Source organism: Nitrospirota bacterium (assembly GCA_013388455.1).
Taxonomy (GTDB): Bacteria; Nitrospirota; Thermodesulfovibrionia; order Thermodesulfovibrionales; family SM23-35; genus JACAFF01.
On sequence record JACAFF010000001.1, the window covers coordinates 38423 to 54975 of the forward strand.

Sequence of the window (16553 nt, forward strand, 5' to 3'; positions counted from 1 at the left end):
AACTAACTGAACACAATGAATATCTTTAAGAAATCAGTAGAAAAGCTACAGGCTGCAACGATAGAGGAGATAGGGCAAATGATTGCCTCATCAAAGATGCCCCTATATGTGCAGCAAGTCGCAAAAAAGGAGCTTGAAGTACTATCAAAAACAAGTCCTACCGTAGCGGAATATGCGATAGGACTTGCCTATATTGAATATCTTGTTAGCTTACCATGGGATAAGAAGACTGAGGATAACCTTGATCTTGAGAGGGCAGAGAGGATTTTGAATGAGAAGCACTATGGACTTGAGAAGGTCAAAGAGAGGATATTAGAACACCTGTCAGTCAAGATTTTGATAGCGAACAAAAAACCAAGAATACTGATAGTAGATGACGAAGAGGTTGCAAGGAAGAACTTAGAACATATATTGAAGAAAGAGAATTACACAGTCGTTACAGCAGAAAATGGTGCAGATGCTATTCGAAAGATGAGCGCATCAAATTTTGACGTGATTCTTACTGATATCAGAATGGAGAAGGTGAATGGGATTGAGGTTCTCGAAAGGGCTAAAAACATTTGCCCCGAAACTAAGGTCATTATGATTACAGGTTATGCGTCAATAGATTCGGCTGTTGAAACCATGAAGAAAGGTGCATTTCATTATGTTGAGAAGCCTTTTAAAGTTGATACCGTTCGCTCTGTTGTTAAGAATGCAATTGAGAAAAAGATATCTACTATTTCTACGAAAGGTTCTGTTCTCTGTTTTGCAGGTCCACCAGGAACAGGAAAGACATCTCTTGGAAAATCTATCGCTGAAGCGCTGGGAAGAAAGTTTGCAAGAATTTCTCTTGCAGGGATGAAGGATGAAGCTGAGATTAGAGGGCATAGGAGAACATATGCTGGTGCAATGCCGGGTCGTATTATTGAGGAGATTCGACGTGCAGAATCTTCCAATCCTGTTTTTATGCTCGATGAGATTGATAAGATAGGACAGGATTTCAAGGGTGATTCTGCATCTGCATTGCTTGAAGTTCTTGACCCAGAACAGAATCAGAATTTTCTTGACCACTATCTTGATGTACCATTTGACATTTCAAGCGTTATGTTTATTGTAACCGCTAATATCGCTGATAATATTCATGAAGCACTCAGAGACCGGATGGAGATAATAGAACTCTCGGGTTATACAGAGGATGAAAAGATAAAAATAGGTTTGCAGTATCTTGTTCCAAAACAGATTCGTGAACAGGGATTATCAGATTATCCACCCGAATTTACCCCTGACGCTATATTAAAGATAATTCAAGAATATACTCGTGAGGCAGGTATCAGAAATCTTGAAAGACAGATTGCAAACATTTGCAGAAAGATAGCCACAGAATATGTCCTGCATAAAAAGACTATTCAGAATGTCAAAGTAACACCTCAGGAGGTTGAGAGGTATCTTGGAACGAGAAAATATTATCGCGAAATTGCTGATGAGAAAAATAGGATTGGTGTTACAACAGGTCTTGTATGGACAGAAACAGGAGGGGAGATCATCTTTGTAGAGGCAGCAAAGATGAAAGGAAATAAACAACTAATCCTTACTGGTTCACTTGGGAATGTGATGTGTGAGTCAGCACATGCAGCCTTAAGTTATATAAGAAGTAATTCATCACTGTTTAAAATTCCTGAGAATTTCTTTGAAAATCACGATATACACATTCATGTTCCTGCTGGGGCTATACCAAAAGATGGTCCTTCTTCAGGTACTACGATTGCACTCGCCCTTATTTCACTTTTGACTGGAACACCTGCAAAAAGAGATGTAGCTATATCAGGGGAGATAACATTGAGTGGAAGGATTCTTCCTGTTGGAGGCATCAAAGAGAAGTTGCTGGCTGCTCGCAGAGCAGGAGTAAAGACAGTAATCCTCCCTGTTAAGAATAAGGTAGATATAGAAAGTCTTCCTGAAGATGTAAAAAGAGGTTTGGATATTAGACTTGTAGATAGAATTGAGGAAATAGTCTCCATTGTGCTCATGGATAAATCATTGTTAGATGTGCAGGAAAAGACAGTGGCAAAATCTTATAATTCAAAAGAAGTTGCAATTTGTAACATCAATGCCTTTCCATGTAGCAGTATAGAAAAGCCTGAAAGAATTTGAAAAATAGCTGGATTAGATAAGGAATGTTGCAAAATTAAATATGGAGATTATCCCTTAATTAATAAGAAACTAATAAAAATTAAGTAGTTATTAATTGGCACAAAGATTGTTAAATCAAACAACTTGATGGATCTGACGGAAAGTGAAAAGATTAAAGAAGTTATGAAAAAGGATAATTTAGAAAAATTGATAAAAAAGTTAGAAGATATGATGACTGCCTCTACTTTTGCAGAGGCAGGTGAGTTTGAAACTGCAAGGGAAATACTGAGAGGTGAAAGAAGGGTTCTACTTGCAATGCGAGAAGGAGAGGTTGAGAAGAAAGTCCTCAAATATGCTTTGAATACCTGCAAGAGAATTCGAGCTGACATGGATATCTTATATCTTTCAACAACTGATGCAGGTGAAAATCCAATGCTGAATGATTTTTTTTTAGAACTTCAAAAAGAGGGAATAAATTATCAAGTGATCCAAAAGATTGGTCTATTAAGAGAAGAGATTAAGAAATACACAGACTGTGAGAGTAATATTGATTTCGTTGTTGTGGAGTCTCCTGCTGTTGAACGCTGGGATAGAGAGGAGGGGCTCTCTAAGATAGTGGAAAAGATTAAGTGCCCGTTAGTAGTTGTAGATGTCCCCTAAAAATAAAAGTCTGTTCAAATAAATTAGAGGAAAAAAATAATAAAATGAGAAGGAGGTAATAATGGCAAAGGAAAGTGTTAAGAAAAAGAAACCTGTTGGAACGATGCTCTTAACAGGAGTTATTACAGTAGTATTGTATGCATTTTTGCTACTGAAGCAGGACATGATTAATAATTATTTTGTGCGAGGAGGATTCTATGCTCTGCTACCTATAGCAACGGCATTCATATTCTCTTTTTTTCACGGAAATTTTACGAGTTGTTTTTGGACAGTAATTGGAGTAGAGGCAAAAAAGAAGAAGGAGGTGAAATAAGATGCATGATGTTGTAAGTCAGGTCAGTAATTTTATTGACCTAACATCGATGAACATGCTGTATCTGTTCTTTGTTGGGTTTGTCGGAGGTCTTGTGAGCGGTTTTATCGGTTCTGGAGGCGCCTTTGTTCTCACACCGGGGATGATGAGCCTCGGGGTCCCTGGTCTTGTTGCAGTTGCAAGCAACATGTGCCATAAATTTCCAAAGGCACTTGTTGGTGCTTTAAAACGGGCTAAATATGGTCAGGTAGATGTTAAGCTTGGATTGATCATGGGTGCATCAGCAGAGGCAGGGGTTCTTTATGGAGCGCATATACAGGAAAGTATAAAGAGGGCATGGGGAGATGCAGGCTCAAACCTCTATGTAAGCGTAGCATTTGTTGTTGTCCTGGCAATAGTTGGAGGTTATGTATTACGTGATGCTTTCAAAACCCAGAAGGCAGGAAACAGCCAGGAAGAAGAGAAGGTAACTAAGATTGCTCGCTGGGTGCAGTCTCTCCATATCCCTGGAACAATGGTCTATTTTAAAAGCCTCAAGGCAAAGGTATCAGTTCTGTTAACTATACCTTTAGGTTTTGCAACTGGTATGCTCGCTGCAACTATAGCAGTAGGAGGCTTTATAGGCGTACCGGCAATGATTTACGTCCTCGGAGCACCAAGTTTGATGGCATCTGCGACAGAGTTAGTGATAGCATTTGTTATGGGTATGGGAGGTTCATTTAAGTATGCATTGCACGGGTTTGTTGATATCCGTCTTTCGATGATTATCCTTGCAGGCTCTCTCTTTGGGATTCAATTAGGCGCAATTGGAACAACATATGTAAAACCATTTATGATAAAGCTCGTAATGGGGCTTATAATGGTTATAGTACTTTTCAGCCGTGGTTTGATGGTTCCTGTATATCTATCGCAACTTGGAATAATTCAGGCATTGAGTGAGACTACAACTAAATTGTTGAAGACCACAAGTTTTGCTATAATGATTATAGCTTTACTTACAGGGGCTATTGTTGTTTTGACTGCATTATGGAAGGGCATAAAGGAAGAGAAGTTACAACACTCTACAAAAGAGGTTTTAGAACATGGGAAAATATAGAAAGATTCTTGTTGCAATAGATGGCTCTGAATCGAGTAAGAATGCACTTAGACAGGCGATAAAGCTGGCAAATAGTGAAAAGTGCTGGATTACTGTTGTTTCAGTAATCCCGTCATACACAGGAGACCTTTCAGCTACATTTATCGGGGATATGAGAAAGGCTATGGCTGAGCCATGTGAAAAGGCACTTTCTGAAGCGCAAAATATAGCAAAATCTGAAAGGGTTTTAATAAAAACAGTTTGTGAAGAAGGAGAGATATACGAAAGGATTGTTGACCTTGCAGACGCAGAGAATTGCGATTTGATAGTACTTGGGAGAAAAGGTCTGTCAAAAATAGAAAGGGCCTTCATGGGAAGTGTAACAGCAAGGGTTATCGGACACAGCCAGAGAGATGTCCTTGTTGTTCCAGGGGGTTCTGCTATAGGATGGAAAACTATATTTCTCAACACCGATGGTTCGAAATATAGTGAAGCCGCAACAGAAAGTGCAATAAACTTTGCAAAGTCTTATGGCGGAGATTTAATGGTCCTTTCAGTAGTTGATGTAACCGAAGAGTTCATAACGCGTGCCCCTGGAATGCTTGAGGAACTGGTTAAGAAAGCAAAGGGATTTGTAGAAGACGTGAGAAAGAGGGCTGAGGAGTCTAATATTAAGACCACAACATATGTGAGAGAAGGTGAGGCTTACAGGGTAATAACAGACCTTGCAAAGGAGAAAAAGGCTGATATTATCTTAATGGGAAGTCATGGAAGAACAGGTCTTAAAAGACTTCTCATGGGAAGTGTTACTGCAAAGGTTATAGGATATTCACCATGCCCTGTGCTTGTGGTTAAACCGTAGAGTTTTAATTATGAAACCTTTAAGCCCCTGAAAATCTATCAGGGGCTTTTTATTTTGAAAAATTTTTTGGTTCTTCTTCCAAAAAGTTGATAAAAAATCGATATAAGTAGTAGGCATCGCTATCTTTTTTGGATAAAGTATTTTAGCTATCAAAAAAAAATATAGAGGAGGATAAGCAATGTCTTAGATACGTTTATTTCTCATAATTTTGAATTAGCAATGTCTTCAATTAATTTTTTTACCCTATCTTTTATTTCATCGCGTGCACGTCTAAATTCGTGCATTATATATTCTTCAGTCCCTAATGTCCCAACAGGGTCTTTGATAGGCCAATGAATTCTTTTAATATTAGGAGGAGTTGAAGGGCAATATTCTTCTGCATGAACGCAGAGTGTCACAATAATATCCATCTGATTTAGAAGTGAAACATCAATTGACTTTGATTTTTGTTTTGATATATCAATGTCAATTTCATTCATAACTGCCACTGCCCTTTTGTGAACGCCTGCTGATATCAGGCCAGCACTATAAACATCAATAGAACCTTTGCCGAATTCCTTTGCAAAGCCTTCTGCCATCTGACTCCTGCAAGAATTTGCTGTACAGAGAAACATTACTTTTTTCATAAGTGTAACAAGTAATGATTATTTAAAATATTTTAGTCTTTTTGTTAAAAAAACAATTATAACTGAAACAATTAGGGTCCCGAAAAGCAACATAATTGAAGCAGTCATGCTATTTAAAATTGAAGGATTTATTAATAATATTCCCCCCAGACCTAACATCATGGTGCCGGATACAAGTTTTAAAATTCTTCCTTGCCATTCACTTAAATTTTTCCTACCGAGAGTGAGTGTTAATATAATAACGATGCTTAATAAAGGAACAATATAGATGGAGTTATAAAGAACAAGATAAGCATAATACAAGGGAATTGACAATTGATTTAATGTAAGTATTCTTGTAAAAACCATGGGGAATCCCGCAGTACAAAGTAATTCATATGAATTTGCTGCAATGGCAAGAATGGAAGCTCCTATTAGTATTGAAACAAGAGAGGATGACTTCAGTAATTTTCTCATACGATCAAAAAGTTTTGGTTTTGCAGTATCAGGTATGGTTAAAGATATGCCTTTTTTAAATAAGAAGAAGTCTTTTATATTGACTATTGCTATTAAAATTGCTGTAATTCCTGCTATTTTTGTGATAATACCTACTTGTCCCATGACAAGAAAAAGGTTCAGCCAGGCTGCCATAAAGAGAAAGTATGTAAATCCGGAAAAAAAGACGAATATGCATCCTATTAAAAACATTTTTGCACGGGATTTCGCATGTATCAGAATTCCGAGAAGTGCAAAAAGCACGAAGAATGCACATGGATTAAAACTGTCAAGACCTGCTATTACAATAGTTATGACCGGAAGTGACATTTCTGTGATATTAAGATTACCCAGCCATGGGATATAGACTGTTTTGCTGGTCTCTTTACATTCTAATTCTGTAGATTCACTTACTATGTCTGATTTTTCCACCCCTTTATTATGTTTTTTTATAGATTCTTTTCCAGAGAGTATGACAGATGGCTCTACACATGGTTTTGATAAACAATTTTCAATAGCTTTAGCAATTTCTTTTTTAGACTGTTCGGAAAACCCGACAAATGCCTTTTCACCAATGAATGTGACTGGGACCCCTGATGCCTGAAGGTAATACGCCTCAGCCATTTTTTTCAAGAGTGAGGCGTTTTTCTGACTATACCAGACCTCATAGTCTTTTATTTCAAGAGAAGGATATTTTTTTTTCATTTCATTGAGAAAGATTTTTTCAACTTTGCAATGAGGGCATCCGTCTCCCCAGAAAAAATAAAGTACTATTTTCCCTTGATTTGTAAGAATTGTATTAGGTATCTTTATTTTGCCTATATCTTTTTTCTCAAGAGGTTGTTTAGTAACATTTTGGGATGAGCTTTCTGATGTTATATGTGCCTCTATACATTCCTGAGATGTTTCTTCATCCTGTGAACAGACACCTTCCTGTTTAAAAATATCCAATGCTTGAAGAGGCGATTGAAACAGAAAAATTTGTAATATAAAGAAAAATAAAAAAGCTTTTAAGAATATATCTTTTATCAATCGTATATCCTGAATTATTATAAAAAGATAGATTTACAATACTTAAAGGGAATTTTTCTCAGTATTTTTCTACAATAGTTAATTTAACATATTTAAATTTTTTTTGTAATTCTCAAGTTTTGGCTTTATTAATATTATTTAATAAATAAAAACTTGAATAAATTTTTCTATTTTATTATTATTAAATAAAAATCTGGAGGTTTGAAAGTGAAGGAAAAGGTAGAAGAAGTTCTCAAAAAGATAAGGGTGGGATTAGCAAGAGATGGTGGAGATATAGAGCTTGTTGAAATAAAAGACAAAGTTGTTTATGTAAAACTTAAAGGGGCATGTGGTTCATGCCCAATGTCAACATATACATTAAAAAACTGGGTAGAGGCTTATTTACGTAAAGAAATACCAGAAATTGTTTCAGTACAAGCTGTTTAAATTAAAGAAAAAGAGGTTTGGAGAACAAAATTTGTTTTTAAACCTCAAAAGAATTTATTTTATATTCTGTTTTTTTGTTTTATTGTCTTGTTATGTATCTGTTTATACAGAAGCTTCCACTTATGTAAAAATAGAGAATATCCGATACTGGTCATCTTCTGATTACACGAGAGTAGTTATTGACCTTTCAGGAAATATTGAGTTTTCACAAAATCGGATTTCTGACCCTGAAAGGCTTTATTTTGACTTCGCAAATACTGATATTGTAAAGGGTCTCAGAACTACATTTCAAATTGGAGACGGAGTTTTGAAAACGGTTAGAATAGGAAAGTTTAATCAAAATACCACAAGAGTAGTTCTTGATCTGGAGGAATTTAGAGATTTTAATGTTTTTGTTCTCGATAATCCTGTAAGGCTTGTTATTGATATTTATGGTAATGAAAAGGATGATGAACGTGTATTTGCTGTAAAAAGAAAAATTGTAATTGATCCCGGACATGGAGGTCATGACCCAGGTGCGATTGGTCCTAACGGGCTTTATGAAAAGGATGTTGTTCTTGATATTGCATTTAGAATCAAAAAAATTCTTATGCAGGACCCCATAAATGAAGTTTATCTTACCAGAGAAAACGATAAATATCTGTCGCTTGAAGAAAGGACAGCATTTGCAAACAAAAAGGGAGCTGATCTGTTCGTATCCGTTCATGCAAATGCCAGCTCAAACAGACAGGCGAAAGGTATTGAGACATATTTACTCAACTGGACAGATGATGAAGAAGCAATGAAGGTTGCTGCGAGGGAAAATGCCATATCATTGAAAAAAATGAAGTCAATGTATAAGCAGATGGATACCGTGAAAGTAATTACCGATGACCTGATGAGGCAGAATAAGAGGGATGAGTCGATAAAGCTTGCTCATTATATTCAAAAATCTCTCATAACAAATCTGGATGAAAGGCATAATCTCGGGGTTAAGCAGGCATTGTTTTATGTGCTTTTTGGTGCAAGAATGCCATCTGTCCTTGTTGAAGTTTCCTTTATCAGTAATATAGAAGAAGAAAAATTACTTTCGCAAGATTCATACAGAATGGAAATTGCTAAATCAATTTCTGAAGGTATTTTAACTTATTTCACGTCAATACCTGCAACACAAAAGGTTGCTGGATTGAAAAATAATAAACAAATTTAAAGGTAATTAATTGCCTCTTGAAATAAAGATTTTTCTGTATGCTGTTCTTACTGTATATTTATTTTTAAATGATAATCTTATAATCTTTACAGTTATTTTTGTTGTCATGTCATTTTTTCTTATCAGAATTCCTTATCAGTATCTTAAGAAAGGATGGGTTCCAATTACACTTTTTCTTTCATTCACATTTTTAAGCAACATATTTTTTCAGAAAGGCAGAATTTTATACAAAATCGGCTCTTTCGTTATTACAGATGAAGGTTTACAGATGGCTTATATCAGGACAGTGAGGATCTTTATTATGATAGCAGGAGCAAAGATATTAACTTCAACAACACAACCTGAAGATTTTGTTAATGCTCTGGGAAATATATTTAAGCCTCTTGAGCGAATAGGGGTGCCTGTTCGAAAATTTTTCTTAACAATGGGACTCACAATTAAATATTTACCAATCATAAAAGATCAAATCGCAGAAAATTACCGAAAAAAAATAAAAAATGAACGTGTAGAGAGCTTCTGGAATCGTGCAAAGGTTTATCAAACATTTTATTGCCTTTTTTATAACAAGCATACAGAACCCTGAGAGATTTTACAATGATAGAAAGACAGATAAAAAAGAGAATTGATCTTCTTATTCATGGAGGTTTGATCTATGATGGAACAAACTCTGAACCTTATGAAGGAGATATTGGTATTTCAGAAGATACAATTGTTTTTGTAAATAAGAAATCAAGAAAGAAAAATTTCATATCCAAATTCAATTGTTCTCAAACAATATACGCAAAAAATTATGTAGTATCTCCAGGTTTTATAGATACCCACGGGCATTCAGAATTTACCCTTCTCGCTGATCCACGTGCAGAAGGAAAACTGTGTCAGGGTGTCACAACCGAGATAAACGGTAATTGCGGTCTTTCTGCTGCTCCACTTTATGGAGAAGCCATAAAACAAAGAGAACATGACTTGAAAGAATTTGATATTAAGGAACGATGGTTAGATTTACGAGAGTATCTTAATCTCCTCGAAAGAAGGAAAATACCTCTGAATTTTGCAACTCTCGTAGGTCATGGCAATATAAGGGCTAGCGTAATTGGGTATAAAGACAGGAAACCTCTAAATAATGAATTAGAAAAAATGAAAACGCTTTTAAAAAAGACAATTTCGGAAGGTGCAATTGGTATTTCTACAGGACTTATCTATCCACCCGGGGTTTATGCAGATACTGAAGAATTAATAGAACTAACTAAATCCTGTAGAAATCACATATATACGACGCATATGAGAAGCGAGGGCGATAAATTGCTTGAATCTATTCAGGAGACAATTCGCATAGGGCAGGAATCCATGATTAAGGTTCATATTTCACATATAAAGACTAGTGGAAGAAAGAATTGGCACAAAATAGACAGGATGATTGAAATTATAGAGGAAGGACGACAAAAGCAAATAAAGATAAGCTGTGACAGATATCCATATATCGCTTCATCTACTGATCTTGACTCAATTCTACCTTCATGGGTTTTTGAAGGAGGTTTTGAAAAAGAACTTGAAAGACTGAAGAGTTCAGATATAAGAAATAAGATAAAAAAACAACTGACAACAGCCGATAATAGTGATGTATTTTGGAAGAATATATATATTTCGAGTGTGTCAAAAGGAAAAAACAAATGGATGGAGGGTAAAAGTCTTTATTCAATTGCAAAGCACAGAAGTTTTGACCCTGTAGACATGTTATTTGAATTACTCATAGATGAGAAACTTAAGGTTGGTGCGATATTTTTCTCAATGGATGAGGCTAATCTTATAAGATTACTTTCATTACCATATCTTACATTAGGAACAGATAGCTCTTCACGTTCAACTGATGGAATAACACGTAAAGGAAATCCTCATCCAAGGGGATTTGGTACTTTTCCGAAGTTTCTGGGAAAGTATGTAAGAGACGAATCAATTATGAGCCTTAGTGAAGCCATCCATAAAATAACTCTATTACCTGCCCTGATATTCAAAATACACAAAAGGGGTATTTTGAAGAAAGGTGCATATGCAGATATAGTTATATTTGATGCCATGAAGATAAAAGACCGGGCAACTTTCGAAAAACCTTTCTTAAAACCAGAAGGAATTTATTATGTTATTGTTAACGGAGTTCCTGCTGTAAAAGATGGTGAAATAACAGGGAGTAGATCAGGAAGAATACTGAGAAACGGGAAATGAGATTAAACAGTGAAAGAAAACCTTTTATCGGAATTATAATAGAAAGCAGAACTGGTTATTATAGAATAAAAAATGATTATGCAGAAGCTATAACAATGAATGGAGGAATTCCACTTTACCTGCCTCCAGTCAAAAAACCATCTCAGTATGCAGAAATCATAAGTGGCCTTATGATTCCCGGAGGTTATGATATAGACCCTTTCTATTATCATGAGCCAACAATGACTGAAATGAAAGTTGTCTCAAGAGTAAGGAGTGATTTCGAAATTTCACTAATAAAGCAAATGATAGTTCTCGGTAAACCAATACTTGGAATTTGCTATGGTATGCAAATGCTCAATATATTCTTTGGAGGGACACTTTATCAGGATATTTCTTTTATGGATGGAGTAGAAATTAATCATAAAAAAGGGTATCATAATATTGTGATCACAGAAAACAGGTTTTTACAAAAAGGAATGTTTTCTGTAAACAGCACACATCATCAAGCAGTTAAAGACCTCGGAAAAGGTCTTATATCTTTTGCATATTCTCTTGATAATGTGATAGAAGCATTATATAAAAAAGACTATTCATTTCTTGTAGGAGTTCAATGGCATCCAGAACGTCTTAAAAATAGCGACCTTTCACTTCAATTATTTCAAACTTTTATTGCGGCGGCTTATGACAGTAAATAGATTTTATACAATTACATCTATTTTTTTAGTAACACTACTTGGATATCTGACATACAAAATACTTGACCCTTTTCTTAACTCAATCGCATGGGCTATTGTTTTTGCAATAGTATTTTATCCATTATACATATCTCTACTTAAATATATGAAATACAAATCACTTGCATCAGCAATGACTGTTTCAATAATAATTTTGATCATACTTGGTCCTTTTACATATTTATCTTTTCTTCTTGTGGATGATATACGAAACTTTCTGGAAGGTTTAAATTCCGGAACGTTTGAATCTCTCAAAAACATCTTAACTAATTCAAAAATATCTCAGATTGTAGACGGGATACAGAGTAATCTTGGGATGGAAGGTGTTGATTTTGGCAAGATTATCACAGAGAACATTAAAAAAATAGGGCATGAAATCGTAATGAGATTATCATCAAGTCTGAAAAATGTTACTATAGTCTTCCTGAATTTTATCTTCATGCTTTTTGCAGTATTTTTTTTCCTAAGAGACGGACCGGGCTTTTTGTCGAGAATCAGGGATTACCTACCTTTTCCTGATGAGGACAAGAACAGGTTGATATCAAAGGTAAAGGACATGATTATATCTACTGTTTATGGCGGGGTTGTTGTTGCTCTTGTTCAGGGCTTAATAGGTGGTATAACGTTTTATTTGCTCGGAATCCCATCTGCTGTCCTCTGGGGGGCAGCTATTTCTGTGATGTCCTTTTTACCGATGCTTGGAACATTTTCAGTATGGGGTCCAATGACAGGATATCTATTTATTCAAGGTCTTTATGGGAAAGGTATTATACTTTTAATAGTAGGTTCTCTTGGGATCAGCATGGTAGACAATATATTAAAACCTATTATTATAAGTGGAAGAACAAAAATGCCTACTCTTGCTGTCTTTTTCAGTGTGCTTGGAGGTATCAAAATTTTTGGTTTCATAGGTTTTATTATGGGCCCTTTAGTTCTTGCCCTTTTTATTTCTGTCTTTGAAATATTCAGACATATAGAAGGAGGGGAAAATGCTTAGTCGAGAAGAACTAAAAGAAATGGCAAAGATACATACTGATGGATCAATGTTTGTGAGTCTTTATTTAAATGTAAACCCTGCAATGAATATAAAGAATGACTACATGATTCATGTAAAAAATATGTTAAAAAAAACGTCTGAAACTTTAGATAAATCAATTTTGAAAAAGATAGGCAATGATCTTGGAAAGATTGAGTCATATATAAAAAACAATAAAAAAATATTTAAAAACGGGCTCGCTCTTATCAGTTGCCATGAAAGAGGTTTCTGGAAAGAATTTCATCTTGCAGTTCCTGTAAAAAATGAAATTATTATTGATAAAACACCTTATATAAAACCGCTTCTTGACATCCTTGATAATCATCAGAGATATGCAATACTGCTTGTTGGAAGGGATGTCGCAAGATTTTTTGTTATACATCTTGGGGAGATAGAAGAATATTCAGAATTATATACTAAAGATGTTCCAGGAAGACACAAAAAAGGTGGATGGTTTGCTCTCTCAGAAAAGAGTTATGAAAGGCATATCGATTACCATGTCAATCTGCACCTGAAGGATGTGCTAAAACAGATGGAAACATTCCTTTCACGGGAATACGTGGGAAGATTGATTATCGGAGGATCGGAAGAGGCGGTTACAAAAGTTAAAACAATGCTTCCATCGAATATAGCAGAAAAATTGATAGGTACTTTTCAGGCTGATATGCAGGCAGGAACTAAAGATATATTAAAAAAAGTTAAACCCATTCTTCAGAAAGTAGAAGAAAAGAAAGAAGATGCGGATGTTGAAGAGTTACTTACAAAAGCTATGAAGAATGAAAATGCGGTAATAGGGATAGAAGATGTTTTGCTCGCATTGCAGGAAGGTAGGATTATGAAACTCATAGTTCTTAAAGATTTCAAACATTCAGGTAAGTCTTGTAAAGAATGCGGATATCTAACGATTCAATCTGTTGCTTCATGTCCTTATTGTAAAGGAGAAATAGATGAAGTAAATTATATTGTTGATCTAATTGCTCAGAAATCTATAGAACAGGGTGCGATTGTAGAAGTTATATCAAAAAACAGGAAACTTCAAGATGCGGGTAATATCGGAGCATTTCTGAGATTTTAATCAGATTTATGTGATAAATATGAACTTAAGATGAGAGGATAATACTGATAGAAAATTTATACTTCCATCAGTTTTTCTTCCTCTTCCTGTAAGGTTTTGCATTCTATACACATAGTGGTAACAGGTCTTGCATCAAGTCTTCTAATATCAATCTCCTGTCCACACTTATCGCATATACCAAAGGTGCCAAGTTTTATTCTATCTAAAGCTTCTTCTATTTTTTTGAGAAGTTTACGTTCTCTACCTCTAAGCCTTAGCATAAAATTTCTATCTATTTCTGCAGATGCCTGATCTCCAAGATCAGGATAAACAGTCTTTTCAGGGAGTTCATTAAGTGCAGCTATTGCTTCTGCTAAAAGGGCTTTTCGTTGTGCTAAAAGTTTTTTCTTTATTTCACCTATTTTCTTTTCTCTGATAGTCAAAATTTTTTTCTTTTTAGTTGGTTTTGTTGATTTTTTTACTGGAGCAACTTTTTTCAGTTTTTCTTTAGTTTTTTTCATTTTCACTAGGACTCCTAAAAATAATTTTTTAAATTAACAAAATTTAAACCTTTTAGTCAATTAAAAAAGATGACCAAACTTAGCGATAAAAAGTTATAAGCCTGTGAAATCAATATCATTACGGGCCTAACTTTATTCAGGAGTGGCAATCTCATATAGGAAAAGCGAGATTGTTACGTCGCAGTTGTAATGAAGTTCATTAATTAACCTATCCAGACAGTCTTTTTGGAATCTTTTATTTCTTCAATAATGTAGATTAGTTTAAAATATAAAAATGAAGGATTTACAAGACGCTCTTAATTTAGCTTGTAGCGCAAGCGAAGAGGAATTAAACAAGTTTTTATATCATTCATCTATTAGAGTGCTTCAGCGGATTTTGATAAATCCCAATCTCACAGAGGATCACGTACTGATTCTTTCTGGCAGAAGAAATCTCCCCTTTGAAATAATTGAATCTATCTATGCAGATAATCGGTGGAAGGACAGTTACCGCATTAAATTAGCTCTCTGTAAAAACCCGAAAACTCCGCAAAGGATTTCTTTATCACTAATAAAATCTTTGAAAATATTAGATCTTGCGGATCTTACAAGGAATAAAAATATTCCTATAAATGTAAGAGCAAAAGCTGAGGCACATATTATTGAGAAAATAATATCGCTGCCGTTAGGAATCAAAATGACTCTTGCAAGAAGGGCAAGTAATAATGTACTGCTAAGGCTTATCGAAGATGGCATGAAAGAAGTTGTTGACATATGTCTTGAAAGTCCATATATAACAGAAGGAGATATATGCAAGATTATAAGTATGAAGAAAATAACATCACAAGTTATTCGACAGATAGCAAATCATCCAAAATGGTCGGTTAGATATACAGTCCAGTTGTCGCTAATTATGAATAATCATACTCCTCTTTCACGAATTGTTTATTTTCTTAGTAATATAAAGACATCTGACCTGAGAGAATTATACAATTTTCCTTCACTCCCGATTAGTACAAAACCATTTGTCTACAGGGAATTGTCAAATAGAGAGGAAAATAAACATGAATTAGAATAGGGTATGTAGAATTCATATATTGAACCTGAAATAGATTATATCTCCATCCTTCACCTCGTATGTCTTTCCTTCAAGTCGTAGCAATCCTTTATCACGCGCAGCATGTATATTGCCTACTTTTATAAAATCTTCATAGGAAATAACCTCTGCCCGTATAAATCCTCTTTCAATATCAGAATGAATTTTTCCAGCAGATTCTTGAGCTGTAGCTCCTTTTCTAATACTCCATGCTCTTAATTCGTTTCCTGTGTATGTGAAGAATGATATAAGATCGAGAATATAATAACTCATACGAACTAATTTGTTCAGAGCAGGTTCTTTTATCCCTAAATCATTAAAAAACAATTGGGCTTCTTCAGGAAGTAATTGGGAAAGTTCCATCTCTAATTTACCGCAAATAGATAAAATAGATACTTTTTTTCTGTTCTTATTTTCAAGATATTTTTTAATATGTTCTTCAAGCTTTTTTATCTTATCAGTATTTAAATAATCTTCACTAATATTTAATACTATTATTTCAGACTTTAGAGATAAGAACTGTAAATGCTTCATGGTCATCTTTTCTTCTTTACTGAATTGGATTTCACTGAGAGGTATTTCTTTTTCAAGAAAATTTTTGCATTTAAGAAGAAGTTTTTTTTCGGATTCATCAGGTTTTTTACCGCGCTTTATATCGTAGTCAATTTTATTAAGCCGTTTTTCTATAAGTTCAAGATCACCGAATATTAATTCAAAATCGACAGTTTCAATATCCCTTAATGCATCAATATTACCAAAAGGATGGAAAACTTTATCGTCTTTAAATACCCTGACAACTTGAAGCAAAGCATCAGCATCTTTTATAACATCAAATACCTTTTTGTTTTGATCTATTTCACCCTTGGTTAAGCCGATGAAGTCAATATATTCTATAGTGGCATTAGTAGTTTTTTTTGGTTTGAATATCTCAGAGAGTTTATTGAGCCTCATGTCAGGGACTTTCACTACTCCTTTATGAGGTTCTCCAGAAAGTGAGGGATAAGGATGAGTTTCAATATTCAATCCTGTCAGCGCGTTGAAAACCGTTGTTTTTCCTGAATTTGACAGTCCTATTATTGCAATATTCATTTGTTTAATTCATTTAATCATACTTTTAAACTTATATTATCAAAAGTGTTATATTAAATATACAAACATTTTATTC

Annotated in this window: 17 protein-coding genes; 13 read left to right on the forward strand and 4 right to left on the reverse strand. The window is 34.7% G+C overall.

The annotated features are described in order from the left end of the window. Positions 1-15: 15 nt before the first annotated feature. The 5 genes from lon (at position 16) to HXY53_00205 (ending at position 5022) form a co-directional block, all read left to right on the forward strand. Positions 16-2133 carry an endopeptidase La gene (lon, locus tag HXY53_00185; protein NWF74985.1) on the forward strand — a complete coding sequence of 706 codons (2118 nt, stop codon included), beginning with the start codon at positions 16-18 and terminating at the stop codon, positions 2131-2133. Positions 2134-2259: 126 nt separating this feature from the next. After that, the gene (locus HXY53_00190) at positions 2260-2772 is read left to right on the forward strand and encodes a hypothetical protein (GenBank protein NWF74986.1); all 513 of its coding nucleotides are present in this window, start codon (positions 2260-2262) and stop codon (positions 2770-2772) included. Positions 2773-2833: 61 nt separating this feature from the next. Continuing rightward, positions 2834-3085 (forward strand): hypothetical protein, encoded by a 252-nt coding sequence (locus HXY53_00195; GenBank protein ID NWF74987.1) that lies wholly within the window; start codon positions 2834-2836, stop codon positions 3083-3085. 1 nt (position 3086) lies between these two features. Continuing rightward, on the forward strand, positions 3087-4181 hold the full coding sequence (locus HXY53_00200; GenBank protein ID NWF74988.1) for a sulfite exporter TauE/SafE family protein: 1095 nt from the start codon (positions 3087-3089) through the stop codon (positions 4179-4181). Beyond that, on the forward strand, positions 4168-5022 hold the full coding sequence (locus HXY53_00205; protein ID NWF74989.1) for a universal stress protein: 855 nt from the start codon (positions 4168-4170) through the stop codon (positions 5020-5022). Before HXY53_00200 ends, HXY53_00205 begins: the two co-directional genes overlap by 14 nt. Positions 5023-5222: 200 nt before the next feature. Here the strand turns inward: HXY53_00205 and HXY53_00210 are convergent, their stop codons facing one another. After that, positions 5223-5648 carry an arsenate reductase ArsC gene (locus HXY53_00210; GenBank protein ID NWF74990.1) on the reverse strand — a complete coding sequence of 142 codons (426 nt, stop codon included), beginning with the start codon at positions 5646-5648 and terminating at the stop codon, positions 5223-5225. Positions 5649-5666: 18 nt separating this feature from the next. After that, positions 5667-7154 (reverse strand): hypothetical protein, encoded by a 1488-nt coding sequence (locus HXY53_00215; GenBank protein ID NWF74991.1) that lies wholly within the window; start codon positions 7152-7154, stop codon positions 5667-5669. Between the two features lie 207 nt (positions 7155-7361). On the opposite strand from HXY53_00215, the gene HXY53_00220 reads away from it, so the two are divergent. Genes HXY53_00220 through HXY53_00250 form a run of 7 tightly spaced genes read left to right on the forward strand, consistent with a single transcriptional unit; the run spans position 7362 to position 13813 of the window. Beyond that, complete coding sequence (locus HXY53_00220) at positions 7362-7580, forward strand: NifU family protein (protein NWF74992.1); 219 nt, start codon at positions 7362-7364, stop codon at positions 7578-7580. 31 nt (positions 7581-7611) lie between these two features. After that, entirely contained in the window at positions 7612-8769 is a 1158-nt protein-coding gene (locus tag HXY53_00225; protein NWF74993.1) for an N-acetylmuramoyl-L-alanine amidase, read from the forward strand. A 10-nt stretch (positions 8770-8779) separates the two neighbouring features. Beyond that, positions 8780-9352 (forward strand): hypothetical protein, encoded by a 573-nt coding sequence (locus HXY53_00230; GenBank protein NWF74994.1) that lies wholly within the window; start codon positions 8780-8782, stop codon positions 9350-9352. A gap of 11 nt (positions 9353-9363) precedes the next feature. Further along, positions 9364-10986 carry a D-aminoacylase gene (locus HXY53_00235; GenBank protein NWF74995.1) on the forward strand — a complete coding sequence of 541 codons (1623 nt, stop codon included), beginning with the start codon at positions 9364-9366 and terminating at the stop codon, positions 10984-10986. Next, on the forward strand, positions 10983-11663 hold the full coding sequence (locus HXY53_00240; GenBank protein NWF74996.1) for a gamma-glutamyl-gamma-aminobutyrate hydrolase family protein: 681 nt from the start codon (positions 10983-10985) through the stop codon (positions 11661-11663). The genes HXY53_00235 and HXY53_00240 overlap by 4 nt, the downstream gene beginning before the upstream one ends. Then, positions 11650-12699 (forward strand): AI-2E family transporter, encoded by a 1050-nt coding sequence (locus HXY53_00245; protein ID NWF74997.1) that lies wholly within the window; start codon positions 11650-11652, stop codon positions 12697-12699. Before HXY53_00240 ends, HXY53_00245 begins: the two co-directional genes overlap by 14 nt. After that, complete coding sequence (locus HXY53_00250) at positions 12692-13813, forward strand: hypothetical protein (protein NWF74998.1); 1122 nt, start codon at positions 12692-12694, stop codon at positions 13811-13813. The genes HXY53_00245 and HXY53_00250 overlap by 8 nt, the downstream gene beginning before the upstream one ends. 56 nt (positions 13814-13869) lie before the next feature. Here the strand turns inward: HXY53_00250 and dksA are convergent, their stop codons facing one another. Beyond that, on the reverse strand, positions 13870-14313 hold the full coding sequence (gene dksA, locus HXY53_00255; protein ID NWF74999.1) for an RNA polymerase-binding protein DksA: 444 nt from the start codon (positions 14311-14313) through the stop codon (positions 13870-13872). 274 nt (positions 14314-14587) lie between these two features. Here dksA and HXY53_00260 point away from each other — a divergent pair, with 274 nt between their 5' ends. Then, entirely contained in the window at positions 14588-15370 is a 783-nt protein-coding gene (locus HXY53_00260) for a hypothetical protein (protein ID NWF75000.1), read from the forward strand. 12 nt (positions 15371-15382) lie between these two features. On the opposite strand, the gene ychF is transcribed toward HXY53_00260, so the two are convergent. After that, positions 15383-16477 carry a redox-regulated ATPase YchF gene (gene ychF / locus HXY53_00265; protein ID NWF75001.1) on the reverse strand — a complete coding sequence of 365 codons (1095 nt, stop codon included), beginning with the start codon at positions 16475-16477 and terminating at the stop codon, positions 15383-15385. Positions 16478-16553 lie beyond the last annotated feature (76 nt).

Excerpts from the sequence above, each read along its gene's own strand:
- lon (NWF74985.1), top strand. The coding sequence starts at position 16 with ATGAATATCTTTAAGAAATCAGTAGAAAAGCTACAGGCTGCAACGATA.
- HXY53_00190 (NWF74986.1), top strand. The coding sequence starts at position 2,260 with ATGGATCTGACGGAAAGTGAAAAGATTAAAGAAGTTATGAAAAAGGAT.
- HXY53_00195 (NWF74987.1), top strand. The coding sequence starts at position 2,834 with ATGGCAAAGGAAAGTGTTAAGAAAAAGAAACCTGTTGGAACGATGCTC.
- HXY53_00200 (NWF74988.1), top strand. The coding sequence starts at position 3,087 with ATGCATGATGTTGTAAGTCAGGTCAGTAATTTTATTGACCTAACATCG.
- HXY53_00205 (NWF74989.1), top strand. The coding sequence starts at position 4,168 with ATGGGAAAATATAGAAAGATTCTTGTTGCAATAGATGGCTCTGAATCG.
- HXY53_00210 (NWF74990.1), bottom strand. The coding sequence starts at position 5,648 with ATGAAAAAAGTAATGTTTCTCTGTACAGCAAATTCTTGCAGGAGTCAG.
- HXY53_00235 (NWF74995.1), top strand. The coding sequence starts at position 9,364 with ATGATAGAAAGACAGATAAAAAAGAGAATTGATCTTCTTATTCATGGA.
- HXY53_00240 (NWF74996.1), top strand. The coding sequence starts at position 10,983 with ATGAGATTAAACAGTGAAAGAAAACCTTTTATCGGAATTATAATAGAA.
- HXY53_00245 (NWF74997.1), top strand. The coding sequence starts at position 11,650 with ATGACAGTAAATAGATTTTATACAATTACATCTATTTTTTTAGTAACA.
- HXY53_00250 (NWF74998.1), top strand. The coding sequence starts at position 12,692 with ATGCTTAGTCGAGAAGAACTAAAAGAAATGGCAAAGATACATACTGAT.
- dksA (NWF74999.1), bottom strand. The coding sequence starts at position 14,313 with ATGAAAAAAACTAAAGAAAAACTGAAAAAAGTTGCTCCAGTAAAAAAA.
- HXY53_00260 (NWF75000.1), top strand. The coding sequence starts at position 14,588 with ATGAAGGATTTACAAGACGCTCTTAATTTAGCTTGTAGCGCAAGCGAA.
- ychF (NWF75001.1), bottom strand. The coding sequence starts at position 16,477 with ATGAATATTGCAATAATAGGACTGTCAAATTCAGGAAAAACAACGGTT.